The organism is Evtepia sp., from assembly GCF_056797215.1.
Genome location: NZ_JBQILM010000027.1, coordinates 1 through 13,603, shown reverse-complemented (window position 1 = coordinate 13,603; position 13,603 = coordinate 1). Strand labels below are relative to the sequence as shown.

Annotated in this window: 15 protein-coding genes, 5 tRNA genes, 1 rRNA gene and 1 riboswitch; of the genes, 19 read left to right on the top strand and 2 right to left on the bottom strand. The window is 57.7% G+C overall.

All coding sequences use genetic code 11. The features are described from left to right. Nucleotides 1–92 precede the first annotated feature (92 nt). The 8 genes from ACTOZL_RS07380 (at nucleotide 93) to ACTOZL_RS07345 (ending at nucleotide 6,548) form a co-directional block, all read left to right on the top strand. Nucleotides 93–767: an ECF transporter S component gene (locus ACTOZL_RS07380; protein WP_482477610.1), complete on the top strand. Its 675-nt coding sequence runs from the start codon at nucleotides 93–95 to the stop codon at nucleotides 765–767. A gap of 124 nt (nucleotides 768–891) precedes the next feature. Beyond that, the gene (locus ACTOZL_RS07375; protein ID WP_482477609.1) at nucleotides 892–2,172 is read left to right on the top strand and encodes a dihydroorotase; all 1,281 of its coding nucleotides are present in this window, start codon (nucleotides 892–894) and stop codon (nucleotides 2,170–2,172) included. Then, on the top strand, nucleotides 2,169–2,900 hold the full coding sequence (locus ACTOZL_RS07370; protein ID WP_482477607.1) for a dihydroorotate dehydrogenase electron transfer subunit: 732 nt from the start codon (nucleotides 2,169–2,171) through the stop codon (nucleotides 2,898–2,900). The genes ACTOZL_RS07375 and ACTOZL_RS07370 overlap by 4 nt, the downstream gene beginning before the upstream one ends. Beyond that, nucleotides 2,894–3,805 (top strand): dihydroorotate dehydrogenase, encoded by a 912-nt coding sequence (locus tag ACTOZL_RS07365; RefSeq protein ID WP_482477606.1) that lies wholly within the window; start codon nucleotides 2,894–2,896, stop codon nucleotides 3,803–3,805. Before ACTOZL_RS07370 ends, ACTOZL_RS07365 begins: the two co-directional genes overlap by 7 nt. Then, nucleotides 3,805–4,503 (top strand): orotidine-5'-phosphate decarboxylase, encoded by a 699-nt coding sequence (gene pyrF, locus ACTOZL_RS07360; protein WP_482477604.1) that lies wholly within the window; start codon nucleotides 3,805–3,807, stop codon nucleotides 4,501–4,503. Before ACTOZL_RS07365 ends, pyrF begins: the two co-directional genes overlap by 1 nt. A 22-nt stretch (nucleotides 4,504–4,525) precedes the next feature. Continuing rightward, nucleotides 4,526–5,158 (top strand): orotate phosphoribosyltransferase, encoded by a 633-nt coding sequence (gene pyrE / locus ACTOZL_RS07355; RefSeq protein ID WP_482477602.1) that lies wholly within the window; start codon nucleotides 4,526–4,528, stop codon nucleotides 5,156–5,158. Nucleotides 5,159–5,206: 48 nt separating this feature from the next. Next, nucleotides 5,207–6,124 (top strand): aspartate carbamoyltransferase, encoded by a 918-nt coding sequence (gene pyrB / locus ACTOZL_RS07350; protein ID WP_482477601.1) that lies wholly within the window; start codon nucleotides 5,207–5,209, stop codon nucleotides 6,122–6,124. 1 nt (nucleotide 6,125) lies between these two features. Further along, the gene (locus ACTOZL_RS07345) at nucleotides 6,126–6,548 is read left to right on the top strand and encodes an aspartate carbamoyltransferase regulatory subunit (RefSeq protein ID WP_482477599.1); all 423 of its coding nucleotides are present in this window, start codon (nucleotides 6,126–6,128) and stop codon (nucleotides 6,546–6,548) included. A gap of 64 nt (nucleotides 6,549–6,612) precedes the next feature. Here ACTOZL_RS07345 and ACTOZL_RS07340 read toward each other — a convergent pair whose 3' ends face one another. Further along, entirely contained in the window at nucleotides 6,613–7,509 is an 897-nt protein-coding gene (locus tag ACTOZL_RS07340) for a cation diffusion facilitator family transporter (protein ID WP_482477598.1), read from the bottom strand. Between the two features lie 45 nt (nucleotides 7,510–7,554). Continuing rightward, a riboswitch (NiCo riboswitch) is annotated at nucleotides 7,555–7,650 on the bottom strand. A gap of 94 nt (nucleotides 7,651–7,744) precedes the next feature. After that, nucleotides 7,745–9,028, bottom strand: coding sequence for an adenylosuccinate synthase (locus tag ACTOZL_RS07335; RefSeq protein WP_482477596.1), 1,284 nt, complete (start codon nucleotides 9,026–9,028; stop codon nucleotides 7,745–7,747). 182 nt (nucleotides 9,029–9,210) lie between these two features. Between ACTOZL_RS07335 and ACTOZL_RS07330 the strand changes: the two genes are divergently transcribed. The 11 genes from ACTOZL_RS07330 to ACTOZL_RS07280 all read left to right on the top strand — a co-directional run. Continuing rightward, nucleotides 9,211–9,525 carry a YerC/YecD family TrpR-related protein gene (locus tag ACTOZL_RS07330; protein WP_482477594.1) on the top strand — a complete coding sequence of 105 codons (315 nt, stop codon included), beginning with the start codon at nucleotides 9,211–9,213 and terminating at the stop codon, nucleotides 9,523–9,525. Then, complete coding sequence (locus ACTOZL_RS07325; RefSeq protein WP_482477592.1) at nucleotides 9,515–10,273, top strand: class I SAM-dependent DNA methyltransferase; 759 nt, start codon at nucleotides 9,515–9,517, stop codon at nucleotides 10,271–10,273. The genes ACTOZL_RS07330 and ACTOZL_RS07325 overlap by 11 nt, the downstream gene beginning before the upstream one ends. Before the next feature lie 27 nt (nucleotides 10,274–10,300). Further along, nucleotides 10,301–11,179 carry an Hsp33 family molecular chaperone HslO gene (gene hslO, locus ACTOZL_RS07320; RefSeq protein WP_482477590.1) on the top strand — a complete coding sequence of 293 codons (879 nt, stop codon included), beginning with the start codon at nucleotides 10,301–10,303 and terminating at the stop codon, nucleotides 11,177–11,179. Nucleotides 11,180–11,309: 130 nt separating this feature from the next. Continuing rightward, nucleotides 11,310–11,385, top strand: a tRNA-Val gene (locus ACTOZL_RS07315). A 6-nt stretch (nucleotides 11,386–11,391) separates the two neighbouring features. Then, nucleotides 11,392–11,468: transfer RNA gene (locus ACTOZL_RS07310), tRNA-Asp, on the top strand. Nucleotides 11,469–11,493: 25 nt separating this feature from the next. Then, nucleotides 11,494–11,569, top strand: a tRNA-Phe gene (locus ACTOZL_RS07305). Between the two features lie 3 nt (nucleotides 11,570–11,572). Beyond that, nucleotides 11,573–11,648: transfer RNA gene (locus ACTOZL_RS07300), tRNA-Gly, on the top strand. A 4-nt stretch (nucleotides 11,649–11,652) separates the two neighbouring features. Further along, nucleotides 11,653–11,726: transfer RNA gene (locus ACTOZL_RS07295), tRNA-Cys, on the top strand. A gap of 72 nt (nucleotides 11,727–11,798) precedes the next feature. After that, nucleotides 11,799–12,476, top strand: coding sequence for a response regulator transcription factor (locus tag ACTOZL_RS07290; protein WP_482477589.1), 678 nt, complete (start codon nucleotides 11,799–11,801; stop codon nucleotides 12,474–12,476). A gap of 133 nt (nucleotides 12,477–12,609) precedes the next feature. Beyond that, nucleotides 12,610–13,017, top strand: a complete 408-nt coding sequence (locus ACTOZL_RS07285; RefSeq protein WP_482477587.1) for a hypothetical protein — start codon at nucleotides 12,610–12,612, stop codon at nucleotides 13,015–13,017. 383 nt (nucleotides 13,018–13,400) lie between these two features. Further along, nucleotides 13,401–13,603, top strand: a 16S ribosomal RNA gene (locus ACTOZL_RS07280); the annotation flags it as partial.

Sequence of the window (13,603 nt, the reverse complement as noted above, 5' to 3'; positions counted from 1 at the left end):
GAAGCTCCAGGGGTTTTCTCTGGATTTGGGGCTTGTTTTTTCCAATCAAACCGGTATAATGGGGAAAACTCGATGATAGAGGGAGTATTTTTATGAATGAGAGAGAAAAGATCCAGCGGACCCAAAAAGTCCGCAAATTGGCAGTGATGGCTATGCTGGTGGCGGTGTCGGTGGTGCTGGTCTACCTGGTCCACTTCCCCATCTTCCCCGCAGCCCCCTTCCTGGAATATGACCCGGCGGATATCCCCATCCTCATCGGGGCCTTTGCTTATGGGCCTCTGGCGGGGATTCTGCTGACAGTGGTGTCCGCAGTGATCCAGGGGCTGACGGTGAGCGCCCATAGCGGCCTGTATGGGATCATCATGCACATCATTGCTACCTCTGTGCTGGTGCTGGTGCTGGTGTCTTCTGGCATTTACCGGATGCGCCACAGCAGGAAGGGGGCCATTGTTGGACTAATCCTTGGGGTGCTGTCCATGGGCCTTGTGATGATGCCCACCAACCATGTGATTACGCCGCTGTTTATGGCGGTGCCGGTAGATGTGGTGGATGCCCTGCTGCTGCCGGTGATCCTGCCCTTCAACCTGCTGAAGGCCGGAGTAAACGCCTTGGTGACCTTCCTGGTGTATAAGACCATCTCCCGGCACATTGTCCATGGCCAAGAGTGGAAGAAGGACGCGGTGGAGCCTGCCCAGGAGGAGAAGCCGGAACTGTCTGTCCTAGAGGACGAGGCAGGAGAGACGTTGCCAGACGTGGAAGCGCACTGAGCCTTTCGGCCCCTGGGGTTTTCTGGCCCCAGGGGCCGAAAATCATTGACAGAAGCGCCCCTATCTGGTAAGATAATTTCAACATAGAATAGGATAAAAATGAAGTTGCAGGAGGAATTTACCTATGAGGCTTCTTCTGAAAGAAGTGTCGGTGCTGAGCAGCAGCGGGATGGAACGGCGGTCGGTCCTGGTGGACGATGGCCGTATTGTTTCCCTTTCCAGGGAAGTACCCCAGGTTTCTGACGCCCGTGTGATGGAATTGAATCATGGTTGTCTGTTTCCCGGTTTCGTGGATGTGCATGTGCATCTTCGAGAGCCGGGTTTTTCGTATAAAGAGACCATCGCCACAGGGACCCGGGCAGCGGCCCGGGGGGGCTTCACCGCTGTGTGCCCCATGCCCAACCTAAAGCCGGTTCCAGACAGCTTGGAGCATCTTCAGCCGGAGTTGGAGGCCATCCGGCAGTCGGCGGCAGTTCATGTGTACCCCTACGGGGCCATTACCGTGGGGGAGAAGGGGGAGAGCTTGGCGGCGTTGGAGGAAATGGCCTCCCATGTGGTGGCCTTTTCCGATGACGGCAAGGGCGTCCAGCGCACAGAGAACATGCGGGAGGCCATGGTGCGGACCAAGTCCCTGGGGAAGTGCATCGTGGCCCACTGTGAGGATGAAAGCCTGCTCAATGGGGGTTACATCCATGACGGAGCCTACGCCGCTGCCCACGGACACCGGGGGAACCCCTCTGCCAGCGAGTGGAAGCAGGTGGAGCGGGACTTGGAACTGGTCCGGGAGACCGGCTGTGCCTACCACGTCTGCCACGTCTCCACCAAGGAGACGGTGGAGTTGATCCGCCAGGCCAAACGAGAGGGGCTAGACGTGAGCTGTGAGACCGCCCCCCACTACCTGGTGTTCAACGACAGTATGCTGCAAGAGGATGGGCGGTTCAAGATGAATCCCCCCATCCGCAGTGAGGCGGACCGTCAAGCCCTGATTGCAGGCTTGTTGGACGGAACGGTGGACATGATCGCCACCGACCATGCCCCCCATGCCCAGGAGGAGAAGGACAAGGGCCTGGAAAAGAGCTTCTTTGGCATCGTGGGTTTGGAGACCGCTTTCCCGGTGCTGTATACGAACTTGGTGAAACCCGGCATCCTCACCTTGGACAAGCTGGTGGAGCTGCTGCACACCAACCCCGCCAAGCGCTTTGGCATCGGGGCGCCCCTAGAAGAAGGGGCGGTGGCGGACTTCACCGTCTTTGACCTGGCGGACAGCTACACCGTGGACCCGGCGGACTTCCTTTCCATGGGGAAGAGTTCCCCCTTTACCGGCCAGCAGGTCTTTGGACGCTGTTTGCTGACGGTAGCTGGCGGGGAGATTGCCTGGGAACTGGAAGGAGGAGAGAAGGGATGAGACAAGGCCTCTTTACCATCGTGAAGAATGAGAAGTTGGCGGAGGACACCTATCGTATGTCCCTCAAAGGGGACACCACGTCCATCACTAGGCCGGGGCAGTTTGTGAACATCGCCCTAGAGGGCTGCTTCCTCCGCCGCCCCATCTCTGTGTGTGACTACGGGCCGGACAGCCTGGTTTTGATTTATAAAGTGGTGGGCAAGGGGACGGCCCAGATGAGCCAGCTGCCTGAGGGGGCAGAGCTGGACCTGCTCACAGGGCTGGGCAACGGCTATGATTTGGAAAAGTCCGGGGAACGCCCCCTGCTCATTGGTGGTGGGGCTGGGGTTCCGCCCCTGTATGCCCTGGCGAAACAGCTGCTGGCACAGGGGAAGCACCCGGCTGTGATCTTGGGCTTCAACCGGGCGGAAGAGCTGTTTTTACAGGAGGAATTTCAAACACTGGGGGTGGAGGTCACGGTAGCCACCGCCGACGGCTCGGTGGGGGTCCAGGGCTTCGTGACAGATGCGATGCCCCAGGAGGGATATACCTATATATATACCTGCGGCCCGGAGCCTATGCTCAAGGCGGTGTATGACAAGAGTGCCACGTCGGGGCAGTTCAGCTTTGAGGAGCGCATGGGCTGTGGCTTCGGGGCCTGCATGGGCTGTACCTGTCAGACCAAGTACGGCAACAAACGCATCTGCCGGGAGGGCCCGGTGCTGGAAAAGGAGGAAATCCTATGGTAAATACCACAGTTACCCTCAGCGGCGTGGCGCTGGACAACCCCGTCATCCCCGCCAGCGGCACCTTTGGCTTCGGCTATGAATTTGCCCAGTGGTATGACATTAACTGTCTGGGGGCCATCAGCGTTAAGGGGACCACCCGGGAGCCCCGCTTTGGCAACCCCGCCCCCCGGATCGCGGAGACCCCAGGGGGGATGCTCAACGCTGTGGGCCTGCAAAACCCTGGCATCGACAAAGTGGTGGCGGAGGAGCTGCCCAAGCTCCGGGCGGTCTATCATAAGCCCATCATTGCCAACATCAGCGGCTTTTCCTTGGAGGAGTATGTGGAGTGCTGTGCCAAGGCAGATGCCTCCCCGCTGACCGATCTCATCGAGGTCAATGTGAGCTGCCCCAACGTCCAGCATGGAGGGTTGAGTTTTGGCACCGATCCGGATATGGTCTATCAGGTGACCCAGGCGGTGAAAGCGGTCTGTCATAAGCCAGTATACATGAAGCTCACCCCCAATGTCACCGACATTGCCAGCATTGCGAAAGCCTGTGAGGAGGGCGGGGCCGACGGCATCAGCCTCATCAACACCCTTTTGGGGATGCGCCTGGACTTGAAGCGCCGGGCCCCCATCTTGGCCAATACCACCGGTGGCCTCTCAGGCCCAGCGGTGTTCCCGGTGGCGGTGCGGATGGTGTGGCAGGTTTACGAAGCGGTGAAGCTGCCCATCATCGGGATGGGCGGCGTCCAAAATGCCCAGGATGTCATTGAGCTGATGTTGGCTGGGGCCACGGCTGTGCAGGTGGGGGCGGCCAACCTGGTGAACCCCAGGGCCTGCAAGGAAATTATTGAAGCGCTCCCCAGGGAGATGGAGCGCCTGGGGATACAGAATTTGACAGAGATCATAGGAGGTGCCCACTGATGGGAAAAGACGTCATCATTGCCTGCGACTTTAACAGCAAGGAGGAGACCTTGGCCTTTCTGGACAAGTTTTCCGGGAAAAAGCCCTATGTGAAAATCGGCATGGAGCTGTTTTATGCCGAGGGTCCGGCTATCGTCCAGGAGCTGAAAGCCCGGGGCCATCAGATTTTCCTAGACTTGAAGCTCCATGACATTCCCAACACCGTGAAAAAGGCCATGGCGGTGTTATCCCGGCTGGATGTGGACATGGTGAATCTCCACGCTGCCGGAACACGGGCCATGATGGAGGGGGCATTGGAGGGGGTCACCCGCCCTGACGGCAGCCGCCCTCTGGTGATTGCCGTGACCCAGCTTACCTCCACCAGCCAGGAGCGTATGGCAGAGGAATTGCTGATTTCTGCGCCCCTGGATGAGACTGTGATGCACTACGCCGCCAACGCCGCCCAGGCAGGGCTGGACGGGGTGGTCTGCGCCCCCTTGGAGGCAGGGAAGGTCCACCGGCGCTGCGGTGGAGGCTTCCTTACTGTGACCCCCGGCATCCGTTTTGCCGACGGGGAGAAGGGGGACCAAGTGCGGGTGACTACCCCGGCCCAGGCCAAGGAACTGGGGTCGGACTATATCGTGGTGGGCCGCCCTATCACCCAGGCGGCGGACCCAGTGGCGGCATACCAGCGCTGCGTGGAAGAGTTTGTAGGCTAAGGGACCACAGAGGAGGAACGACATGAAAACCAAGATTGCCAAGGATTTATTGCAGATAAAAGCTGTGTTTTTGCGCCCTGACGAGCCCTTTACCTGGGCCAGCGGCATCAAGAGCCCCATCTATTGCGACAATCGTCTGACCCTGTCGGACCACCAGGTCCGGCTGGATGTGGAAAATGGACTGGCGGAACTGGTCAAAACCCACTACCCGGAGGCGGAAGCCCTCATGGGCACCAGCACCGCCGGGATCGCCCACGCCGCGATTACCGCACACCTGTTGGAGCTGCCTATGGGCTATGTCCGCTCAGGGGCCAAGGACCACGGACGGAAAAACCAGATCGAAGGCAAGCTGGAAAAGGGCCAGAAGGTGGTGGTCATTGAGGACCTAATCTCCACCGGCGGCAGCGTTCTGGATGTGGTGGAGGTACTCCGGGAGGCCGGGGCGGAAGTGCTGGGGATTGCCAGTATCTTTACCTACGGGATGAAAAAGAGCGTGGACCGTCTGGCTGCCGCCCAGGTGCAAAACGTCAGCCTCACGGATCTGGACACCGTGGCCCAGGTGGCTGCTGATGAGGGTTATATCCGGAAGGAGGACCAGGCGCGCCTGATTGCTTTCCGCAACAATCCCTCCGATGAGAGCTGGATTGGACGGTAACTGTGACGTAAGGACCGGGACGGCAGGGGAAAGGAGCCCATAGTTTTCATGAAACGTGACTTGATCGATATTACAGACCTATCCGTCAGAGAAATCGACGAGCTGATTGCCACCGCAGAGGACATCATCGCCTATCCAGAGGAGTATCGGGAAAAGTGCCGCTACAAAAAGTTGGCAACCCTCTTTTATGAGCCCTCCACCCGGACACGCCTGAGCTTTGAGTCCGCCATGTATGAGCTGGGGGGACAGGTGCTGGGCTTTTCTGAGGCCCAGAGCTCCTCGGCAGCCAAGGGGGAGAGCGTGGCGGATACTGCCCGGACGGTGAGCTGCTTTGCAGATATCATCGCCATGCGCCACCCCAAGGAGGGCGCACCCCTGGTGGCCTCCACCAAGGCGTCGGTGCCGGTGATCAACGCAGGGGACGGGGGACACCACCACCCCACCCAGACCCTGACAGACCTGCTCACCATTAAGCGGGAGAAGGGGCGGCTGGGAGATTTGGTGGTAGGCTGCTGCGGTGACTTGAAGTTTGGCCGCACTGTCCACTCCCTGATCGGGGCTATGTCCCGCTATGACAACGTCCGCTTCACCCTGATCTCCCCGGAGGAGCTGCGGGTGCCGGAGAGTGTGCGCTCGGAATTGTTGGAACGAGAGGGCATCAGCTTCCGGGAGACCACTTCCCTGGAAGAGGCTATGCCGGAGTTGGACATCCTCTATATGACCAGGGTACAGCGGGAGCGCTTCTTCAACGAGGACGATTACGTCCGCTTGAAGGACAGCTATATCCTTACCCCGGAAAAACTGCGCACAGCCAAGGCAGACTTGGCGATCCTGCATCCCCTGCCCCGCGTGAATGAGATTTCCATTGCCGTGGACGACGACCCCAGGGCCTGTTATTTTCGTCAGGTACTCAACGGGAAGTTCATCCGTATGGCTCTGATCCTGAAGCTGTTGGAGGTGGAGTGAGATGATTATAGGCACCATTGTGGACGGCATCGTCATCGACCACATCCCCGCCGGGAGGGGTATGGACCTGTATAAAGACCTGGGGCTGGACAAGCTGGAATGTGAGGTGGCGGTGATTACCAACGCCGAGAGCGGGAAGTATGGCCGCAAGGATATCCTGAAGGTCAACGAGGTCATTGACCTGAACTACGATATGCTGGGCTACATTGATCCTCATATCACCGTGAACATCATCCGCCAGGGGGAGCGGATGGAGAAGCTCCACCCCCACCTGCCGGAGACCATCACCGGGGTGATCCGCTGCAAGAACCCCCGTTGTATCACCTCCATTGAACAGGAGCTGCCCCATGTGTTCCGGCTCACAGACCGGGAACATGTGGTGTACCGCTGTATTTACTGCGATACCAAGAGCGGGAAAAAGTGAAGAAAAACGGCTGTGGCCGCCCGGGGAATCCTCCTGGCGGGCACAATTTTGATTTCCGAGGGGTTTAAGCGGGATTGACATGGATCATAATGTGTTTGACGTTGGGGAATTGGGCCTCCACTCCGTCGTGGACCTGTTCCGCAATGCTGTGGGCCTCCCGGAGGGGCTTTTCCCCCTCGACGGCGATTTCTAGGTCCACATAGACCCGGCTGCCAAACATCCGGGTGCGCAGGGAGTCCAGACGGATCACGCCCGGCTGGGCGGAGATGAAGTTGGAGAGGGTTTCCTCGTACTCTGGGTCGCAGGAGGTGTCCAGCATCTTCTTCACTGCGTCTTTCAGGATATCAAAGGCCACCTTGAGGATGCACAGGCAGATGGCGATGCTGGCGGCGGGGTCCAACACCGGGAAGCCCAGCATGGCTCCGCCGATACCGATGAGGGAGCCCACAGAGGAGAGGGCGTCAGAGCGGTGGTGCCAGGCGTCGGCCATAAAGGCTGTGGAGTTTAGTAGGAGGGCGTAGTGGCGGGTGTACCAATACATGGCCTCTTTGATGAGGATGGACACGATGGCGGCGGCCAAGGCCAGGGCACTGGGGACGGTCAGTTGGTCATAGGAGCCTCCGGCGATTTTCAAGATACCCTCCCAGCCGATGCCACAGCCCACCATGAAGAGGAGCAGGCCCAGCAGGAGGGATACCAGACATTCCACCCGTTCATGGCCATAGGGGTGCTGTTGGTCGGCATCCTTCCGGGAGAGGCGGATGCCGAAGTAGGTAATGGCTGTGGCGGCTACGTCGGACATGGAGTGGATGGCATCGGAGACCATGGCCCCAGAGTGGCCCATGATACCGGCGAAGAGCTTAAAAACGGTGAGGAGGATGTTGCCCAGGATGGTGAGGGCAGAGACCCGGGCAATGATACGGCCCTCCTGCTGGGGTGGGATGCTTTTGATGTTAGCCATGAGAAAACCTCCTGAAGGACGAAAAAAAGCATCTGTGAAACATAGTTCTGTCCCACAGATGCGTAGTTGATACGTTCTGCTGCCGGTATTCCGGCCCGGCTTCGCGTCCCCAAGGGCCGCAGCCTGATCAGCGGGTACTGCCTCGGGCTGGTGGGCCCTTTGGCGGGTACGGGTGAATTTAGCCTATTATATGCAGAGGCAGCAGCGTTGTCAAGTCTTTTGAAAAAATGCCCTGTTACTGTCGCCAAGCGATCTCATGCCGTTTGGGACCGGTGGAGACCAGGGTGATGGGTACGCCGATTTCCGTTTCCAAGAAGTCTACATATGCCTTGGCGTTGGCGGGCAGGGCGGCGTAGTCTGTGATGCCCCGGATATCACACTTCCAGCCTGGGAGGGTGGTGAACACTGGCCTAGCCCGGTCCAGCAGGGCAGGGACAGGGAAGTCCTTGGTCACCTGCCCGTCCACCTCGTAGGCGGTACACACAGGGATCTCGTCCAGATAGCCCAACACATCCAGACAGGTGAGGGCCACCTGGGTGGCACCTTGGATCATGCAGCCATAGCGGGTGGCCACGGTGTCGAACCAGCCTACCCGACGGGGACGGCCTGTGGTGGCTCCAAATTCACCCTTGTCGCCCCCCCGGCGGCGCAATTCATCGCCGGCATCCCCCAATAGTTCGCTGACGAAGGGCTCTGTTTTTGCCCCTACACAGGAGGAATAGGCCTTGGTGACACAGATTACATCCTCAATGGCGGTAGGGGGGATGGCGGCCCCCACGCAGCCGAAGCCTGCCAGGGTGTGAGAGGAGGTGGTCATGGGGACGATGCCCAGGTCCGGGTCCTTCATGGCCCCCAACTGCCCTTCCAGCAGAATGGTTTTTCCCTCCTTGAGGGCTTGGTGGATGTAGGTGACGGAATCCCCTACATAGGGGCGGATGATCTCCCGCAGCGCCAAAAGCTCCTGATAGAGGGTGCCGGCATCCACTGGGGGCTTGTGATACAGGTCTTGGAAGAGGATGTTTTTGACCTCAAGGGCCCGGTCTAGCCGGTCCCGCAGGCGGGCATCGTCGAAGAGGTCGCAGACCTGGATGCCCACTTTGGCGTACTTGTCGGAGTAGAAGGGGGCAATACCGCTTTTCGTGGAGCCGAAGGCCTTCCCCCCCAAACGCTCCTCTTCGTAAGCGTCTTGGAGCACGTGGTAAGGCATGAGCAGCTGGGCCCGTTCTGAGACCATGAGCTGGGGGGCGGGGACGCCGGCCTCCACCAGGGAACGGAGCTCGGCGGTGAGCTTTTGGATGTCCAGAGCTACGCCGTTTCCGATGATGTTGGTGATGTGGGAGTAGAAGATGCCAGAGGGCAGCATATGAAGGGCGAAGCGGCCGTATTCGTTGATGATGGTATGGCCGGCGTTGGCCCCGCCCTGAAATCGGATCACGATTTCCGAGCCCTCTGCCAACAGATCCGTGATTTTTCCTTTGCCCTCGTCGCCCCAGTTGGCGCCGACGATTGCTTTTACCATAGTGATCCCTCCCAATAAAAAATACAATTTATTATAGTACTGTGCTCTAAAATTTGCAAGAGTGGAAACTAAAAATTTCATTTTCTTTCGGGAATTTTTCCTTTTACTGCATTCTCTCTTTACATTCGCGATTTAACTTGATAAAATATAGAGGACACTTCTGGGCAAAGGAGGGGCCTTTCATGAAGAAAACACCCAGGGAAGGCAGCGGCCTATTATACGAAAGCCTGCTGCACTTGGAGACGGTGGAGGAATGCCGCCGTTTCTTGCAGGACCTTTGTACTGTCAGTGAGCTGAAAGCCATGGAGCAGCGCATTGAGGTGGCCATGTACCTGCGGGAGGGGATGATCTACCAGGATATCCTCAAGCGTACCGGGGCCAGCAGTGCCACCATCAGCCGGGTCAACCGCTGCCTACAGTATGGGGACGAGGGCTATCAGACCATCCTGCCCAGGGTAGAGAGCGTGTGGAAGGCACAGAAGAACGATGAACTTTGAGATGGAATACCGTGCCCTGGCGGGCTGTTATGACGATATGACCCAGGATGTGGAGTACAGCGCCTGGGCGGACTTTCTGGAAACACTGTTTGCCCGGAGCGGACGGCCAGTGCGGACGGTGCTGGATCTGGCCTGCGGCACAGGGAACATGACCTGCCTCTTGGCCCAGCGGGGCTATGAGCTCATCGGGGTGGATTTTTCCCCAGAGATGTTGGCGGTGGCTGCGGAGAAAGCGGCGGAATTGCCGGGGGAAAAGCCTATGTTCCTCTGCCAGGCCATGGAGGAGCTGGACCTCTACGGGACGGTGGATGCCTGTGTGTGCCTTCTGGACAGTGTGAACCACGTGACGGTGCCGGAACTGCTGCACGAGGTCTTTCGCCGGGTCTGGCTCTTTCTGGAGCCTGGTGGCAGCTTGATCTTTGACATCCATACCCCTGACCATTTGCAGGGCCTGGATGGGGAAATGTTTCTGGATGAGACGGAGGATGCCTTTTGCCTCTGGCGGACGGAGTATGACGCGGACAGCCGGATCTGCACCTATGCCATGGATATCTTTCAACGGGAAGGTGGGCTTTGGCGCCGGGAGGAGGAGACCCACCAGGAGTATGCCTACACCCCGGAGGAGGTAGAGGCTGGCCTTCACCAGGCGGGATTTGTTGAGATTCAGCAGTATGGGGAGTGTAGGCTCACCCCGCCGGAAACGGGGGCGGCACGAATCTTCTTCTGGGCCCGGAAGCCGGAGGGATAAAAAACAACACAGGAGCAGGAGAAACAGATGAAGGATTATATTGTAAGAATGATTGCCAAGGACGCGCCCGTTAAGGCTATGGCCATTCAGGGACGGGCCATGGTTCAGCGTGCCCGGGAGATTCACCACACCTTGCCGGTGGCTACAGCCGCCCTGGGTAGGACACTGATGGCAGCGTCTATGATGGGCCAGCAACTCAAAGAGGAAAAGGGGTCGTTGACCCTGCGCATCAACGGTGGCGGCCCACTAGGGGGGATCCTGGCGGTGTCAGACAGCGGCGGGAACGTCCGGGGGTATGTGCAGAACGGTCAGATTGAGCTGCCCTTGAAGGGGCCTGCCAAGCTGGACGTGGGCAGCGCGGTGGGCACCGCCGGGGCCCTCACTGTGATCAAGGACCTGCGGATGAAGGAGCCCTATGTGGGGACGATCCCCCTGGCCTCTGGGGAGATCGCAGAGGATATCACGGCCTATTTCGTGGAGAGTGAGCAGATTCCCACTGCCTGTGCCCTGGGGGTGCTGGTGGACCGGGACCTGTCTGTGGCTGCTGCCGGGGGCTATCTCATCCAACTTCTGCCGGGGGCAGACGACAGCGTGATCGACAAGATCGAGGCGGGGATCACCCGTGTAGGCCAGGTGACGGAGAAATTGAACCAGGGGGTTTCGGCGGAAGAATTGCTGGGACTGGTGCTGGGGGACTTCCAGTTGGAGAAGTTGGAGACGGTTCCCGTGGCGTACCGCTGCTATTGCAGCCGGGAGCGGATGCGGACTGTCCTGGTGAGCTTGGGGAAACAGGAATTGCTGGACATCATTGCCGAGCAGGGCAGGGCAGAGATGACCTGCCAGTTTTGCGACGCTGTGCATGTGTTTGAACGGGAAGAATTGGAGGACTTGGCGGCCTCTCTCTGAGGCCCCATTTTCCCTCTGGTTTCCCTCGACAAGAAAAAATGAATTTTTTTGAAAAAACCTATTGACAAACATTGCCTCTTTCGCTATAATAAGCTTCGCCGCTTGGGGGTAACAACTCCTTCGGAACCTCGGGAGCATAGCTCAGCTGGGAGAGCACATGCCTTACAAGCATGGGGTCACAGGTTCGAGCCCTGTTGTTCCCACCAGGATTTGGCGCGGTAGTTCAGTTGGTTAGAACGCCGGCCTGTCACGCCGGAGGTCGAGGGTTCAAGTCCCTTCCGCGTCGCCAAAGGGCACAGCAATGTGCCCACCATGCCCAGGTAGCTCAGTTGGTAGAGCAGCGGACTGAAAATCCGCGTGTCGCTGGTTCGATTCCGGCCCTGGGCACCAACTGCGAGTGTAGCTCATCTGGTAGAGCGCCACCTTGCCAAGGTGGAGGTAGCGAGTTCGAGCCTCGTCACTCGCTCCAGTTCGGCGCCATAGCCAAGTGGTAAGGCAGAGGTCTGCAAAACCTCCACCCCCAGTTCAAATCTGGGTGGCGCCTCCACGCTTAAAAGCCTTGTCGAGAGACAAGGCTTTTATTGCATCTATAAGACTTTTCCCTTGGAGTGAATGGATCATGATCTATTTTGTAGAGGACGATGCCAGCATCCGGGAGCTGGTGGTCTATACCCTGACCAACGCGGGGTATGAGGTGGAGGGTTTTGGCCGCCCTTCTACCTTCTGGGCGGCGGTGGAGCGGAGGCGGCCCGTCCTTGTGTTGCTGGATATTATGCTCCCGGAGGAGGACGGCCTGTCGATTTTGCGCAAGCTCCGGGGAGACCCAACTACCCAGGCAGTACCAGTGATGATGCTTACGGCGAAAAGCACAGAGTATGACGCGGTAATTGCTCTGGACGCCGGGGCAGATGATTATGTGCAAAAGCCCTTTCGTATGATGGAGCTGCTCTCCCGAATCCGGGCACTGCTCCGGCGTGCGGAGACCTATGGGGGGATGACTACGCCAACGGAATATCACTTGGGCAGCCTCTATGTGTCGCCCTCCCGGCATGTGGTGCAAGTGGACGGGGTGGATGTCTCCCTGACCTTAAAGGAATTTGAATTGCTCTGCCTGCTTTTGGAGAACAAAGGCATCGTTTTGACCCGGGATCAGATCCTAGACCGTGTGTGGGGAGACGCCATGGGACGGGAGACACGAACGGTGGATGTCCATATCCGGACGCTCCGGCAGAAGCTGGGCCGGGCGGGAGAACTCATTGGAACCATCCGTGGCTTGGGTTATAAGGTGAGTGGTTAATTTTTTGAAGGATTCTGTAATCTTTTTGTAAACAATGGGCGAAAGGCATTGACAACGGCTTGAAATACTATAATGTATAGAGATAGGGGTTGCGGCCCAACGAGATGTTCTAGTTCAGGGAGGAATAGGGACCATGCGAACGGTGCTGGAGCAAATCTTTCTTGGAAGAAGCGGAATGGATCAGTTGAACAAAGCCCTGGTGGTGGGAGCAGTCCTGTGTCACCTAGGCTCTTTGATGACAGGGTTTGTATTGTTGGCTACCGTATTACATTATGGTTGCCTTCTTATGGCCGCACTGTGTATCGTCCGCGCCATGTCCCGAAACTTGGAACGTCGCTATGCGGAGAACCAGCGTTTCCTGGCCGGTTTTGGCCGTATTCGCACGGCACAGGAGAATTGGCAGGTGCGGCTGGAACAAAAGCGCCAATATAAAATCTTCAAATGTCCCTCCTGCGGCGTCAAGCTCCGGGTGCCCAGGGGGAAGGGGAGACTGCGTATCAATTGCCGGCAATGCGGGGCAAGTTTTGAGAAAAAGTGCTGATCTCCACTTTTTTAGACAAAATGCGAATTTTTTCAAAAAAGTGCTTGACAAAACGGGGCAGAGGTGGTATTCTATCAAAGCTGTCGTGAGCGACGGTCCCGGAGAGCGGATGAGCGAAAAAAAGAACTTGAAAAAAGATGAAAAAAGTTCTTGACAAGCTCCGAAAGCTATGATATAATAGCTGAGCTGACATGGGCGACTGAGAAGCTCGCAGGCGTGCACCTTGTAAATTAAACAACGTAAGACAAGAAACACGAAGCACCAAAACGGACATTAAGTTGTCCATGAAGCTTATTGGCTTTGTGGGGCAACGTTAAATTTCTTTGAAGCTAGATTGGCTTCAATAAGATGATTTAAGCGGCTGTGAGCCGGTTAGATACCATTTTATTGAGAGTTTGATCCTGGCTCAGGATGAACGCTGGCGGCGTGCTTAACACATGCAAGTCGAACGGAGCACCCTTGATCGAGTTTTCGGACAAGTGATAGGAATGCTTAGTGGCGGACGGGTGAGTAACGCGTGAGGAACCTGCCTTGGAGAGGGGAATAACACAGTGAAAATTGTGCTAATACCGCATGACGCAGTTGG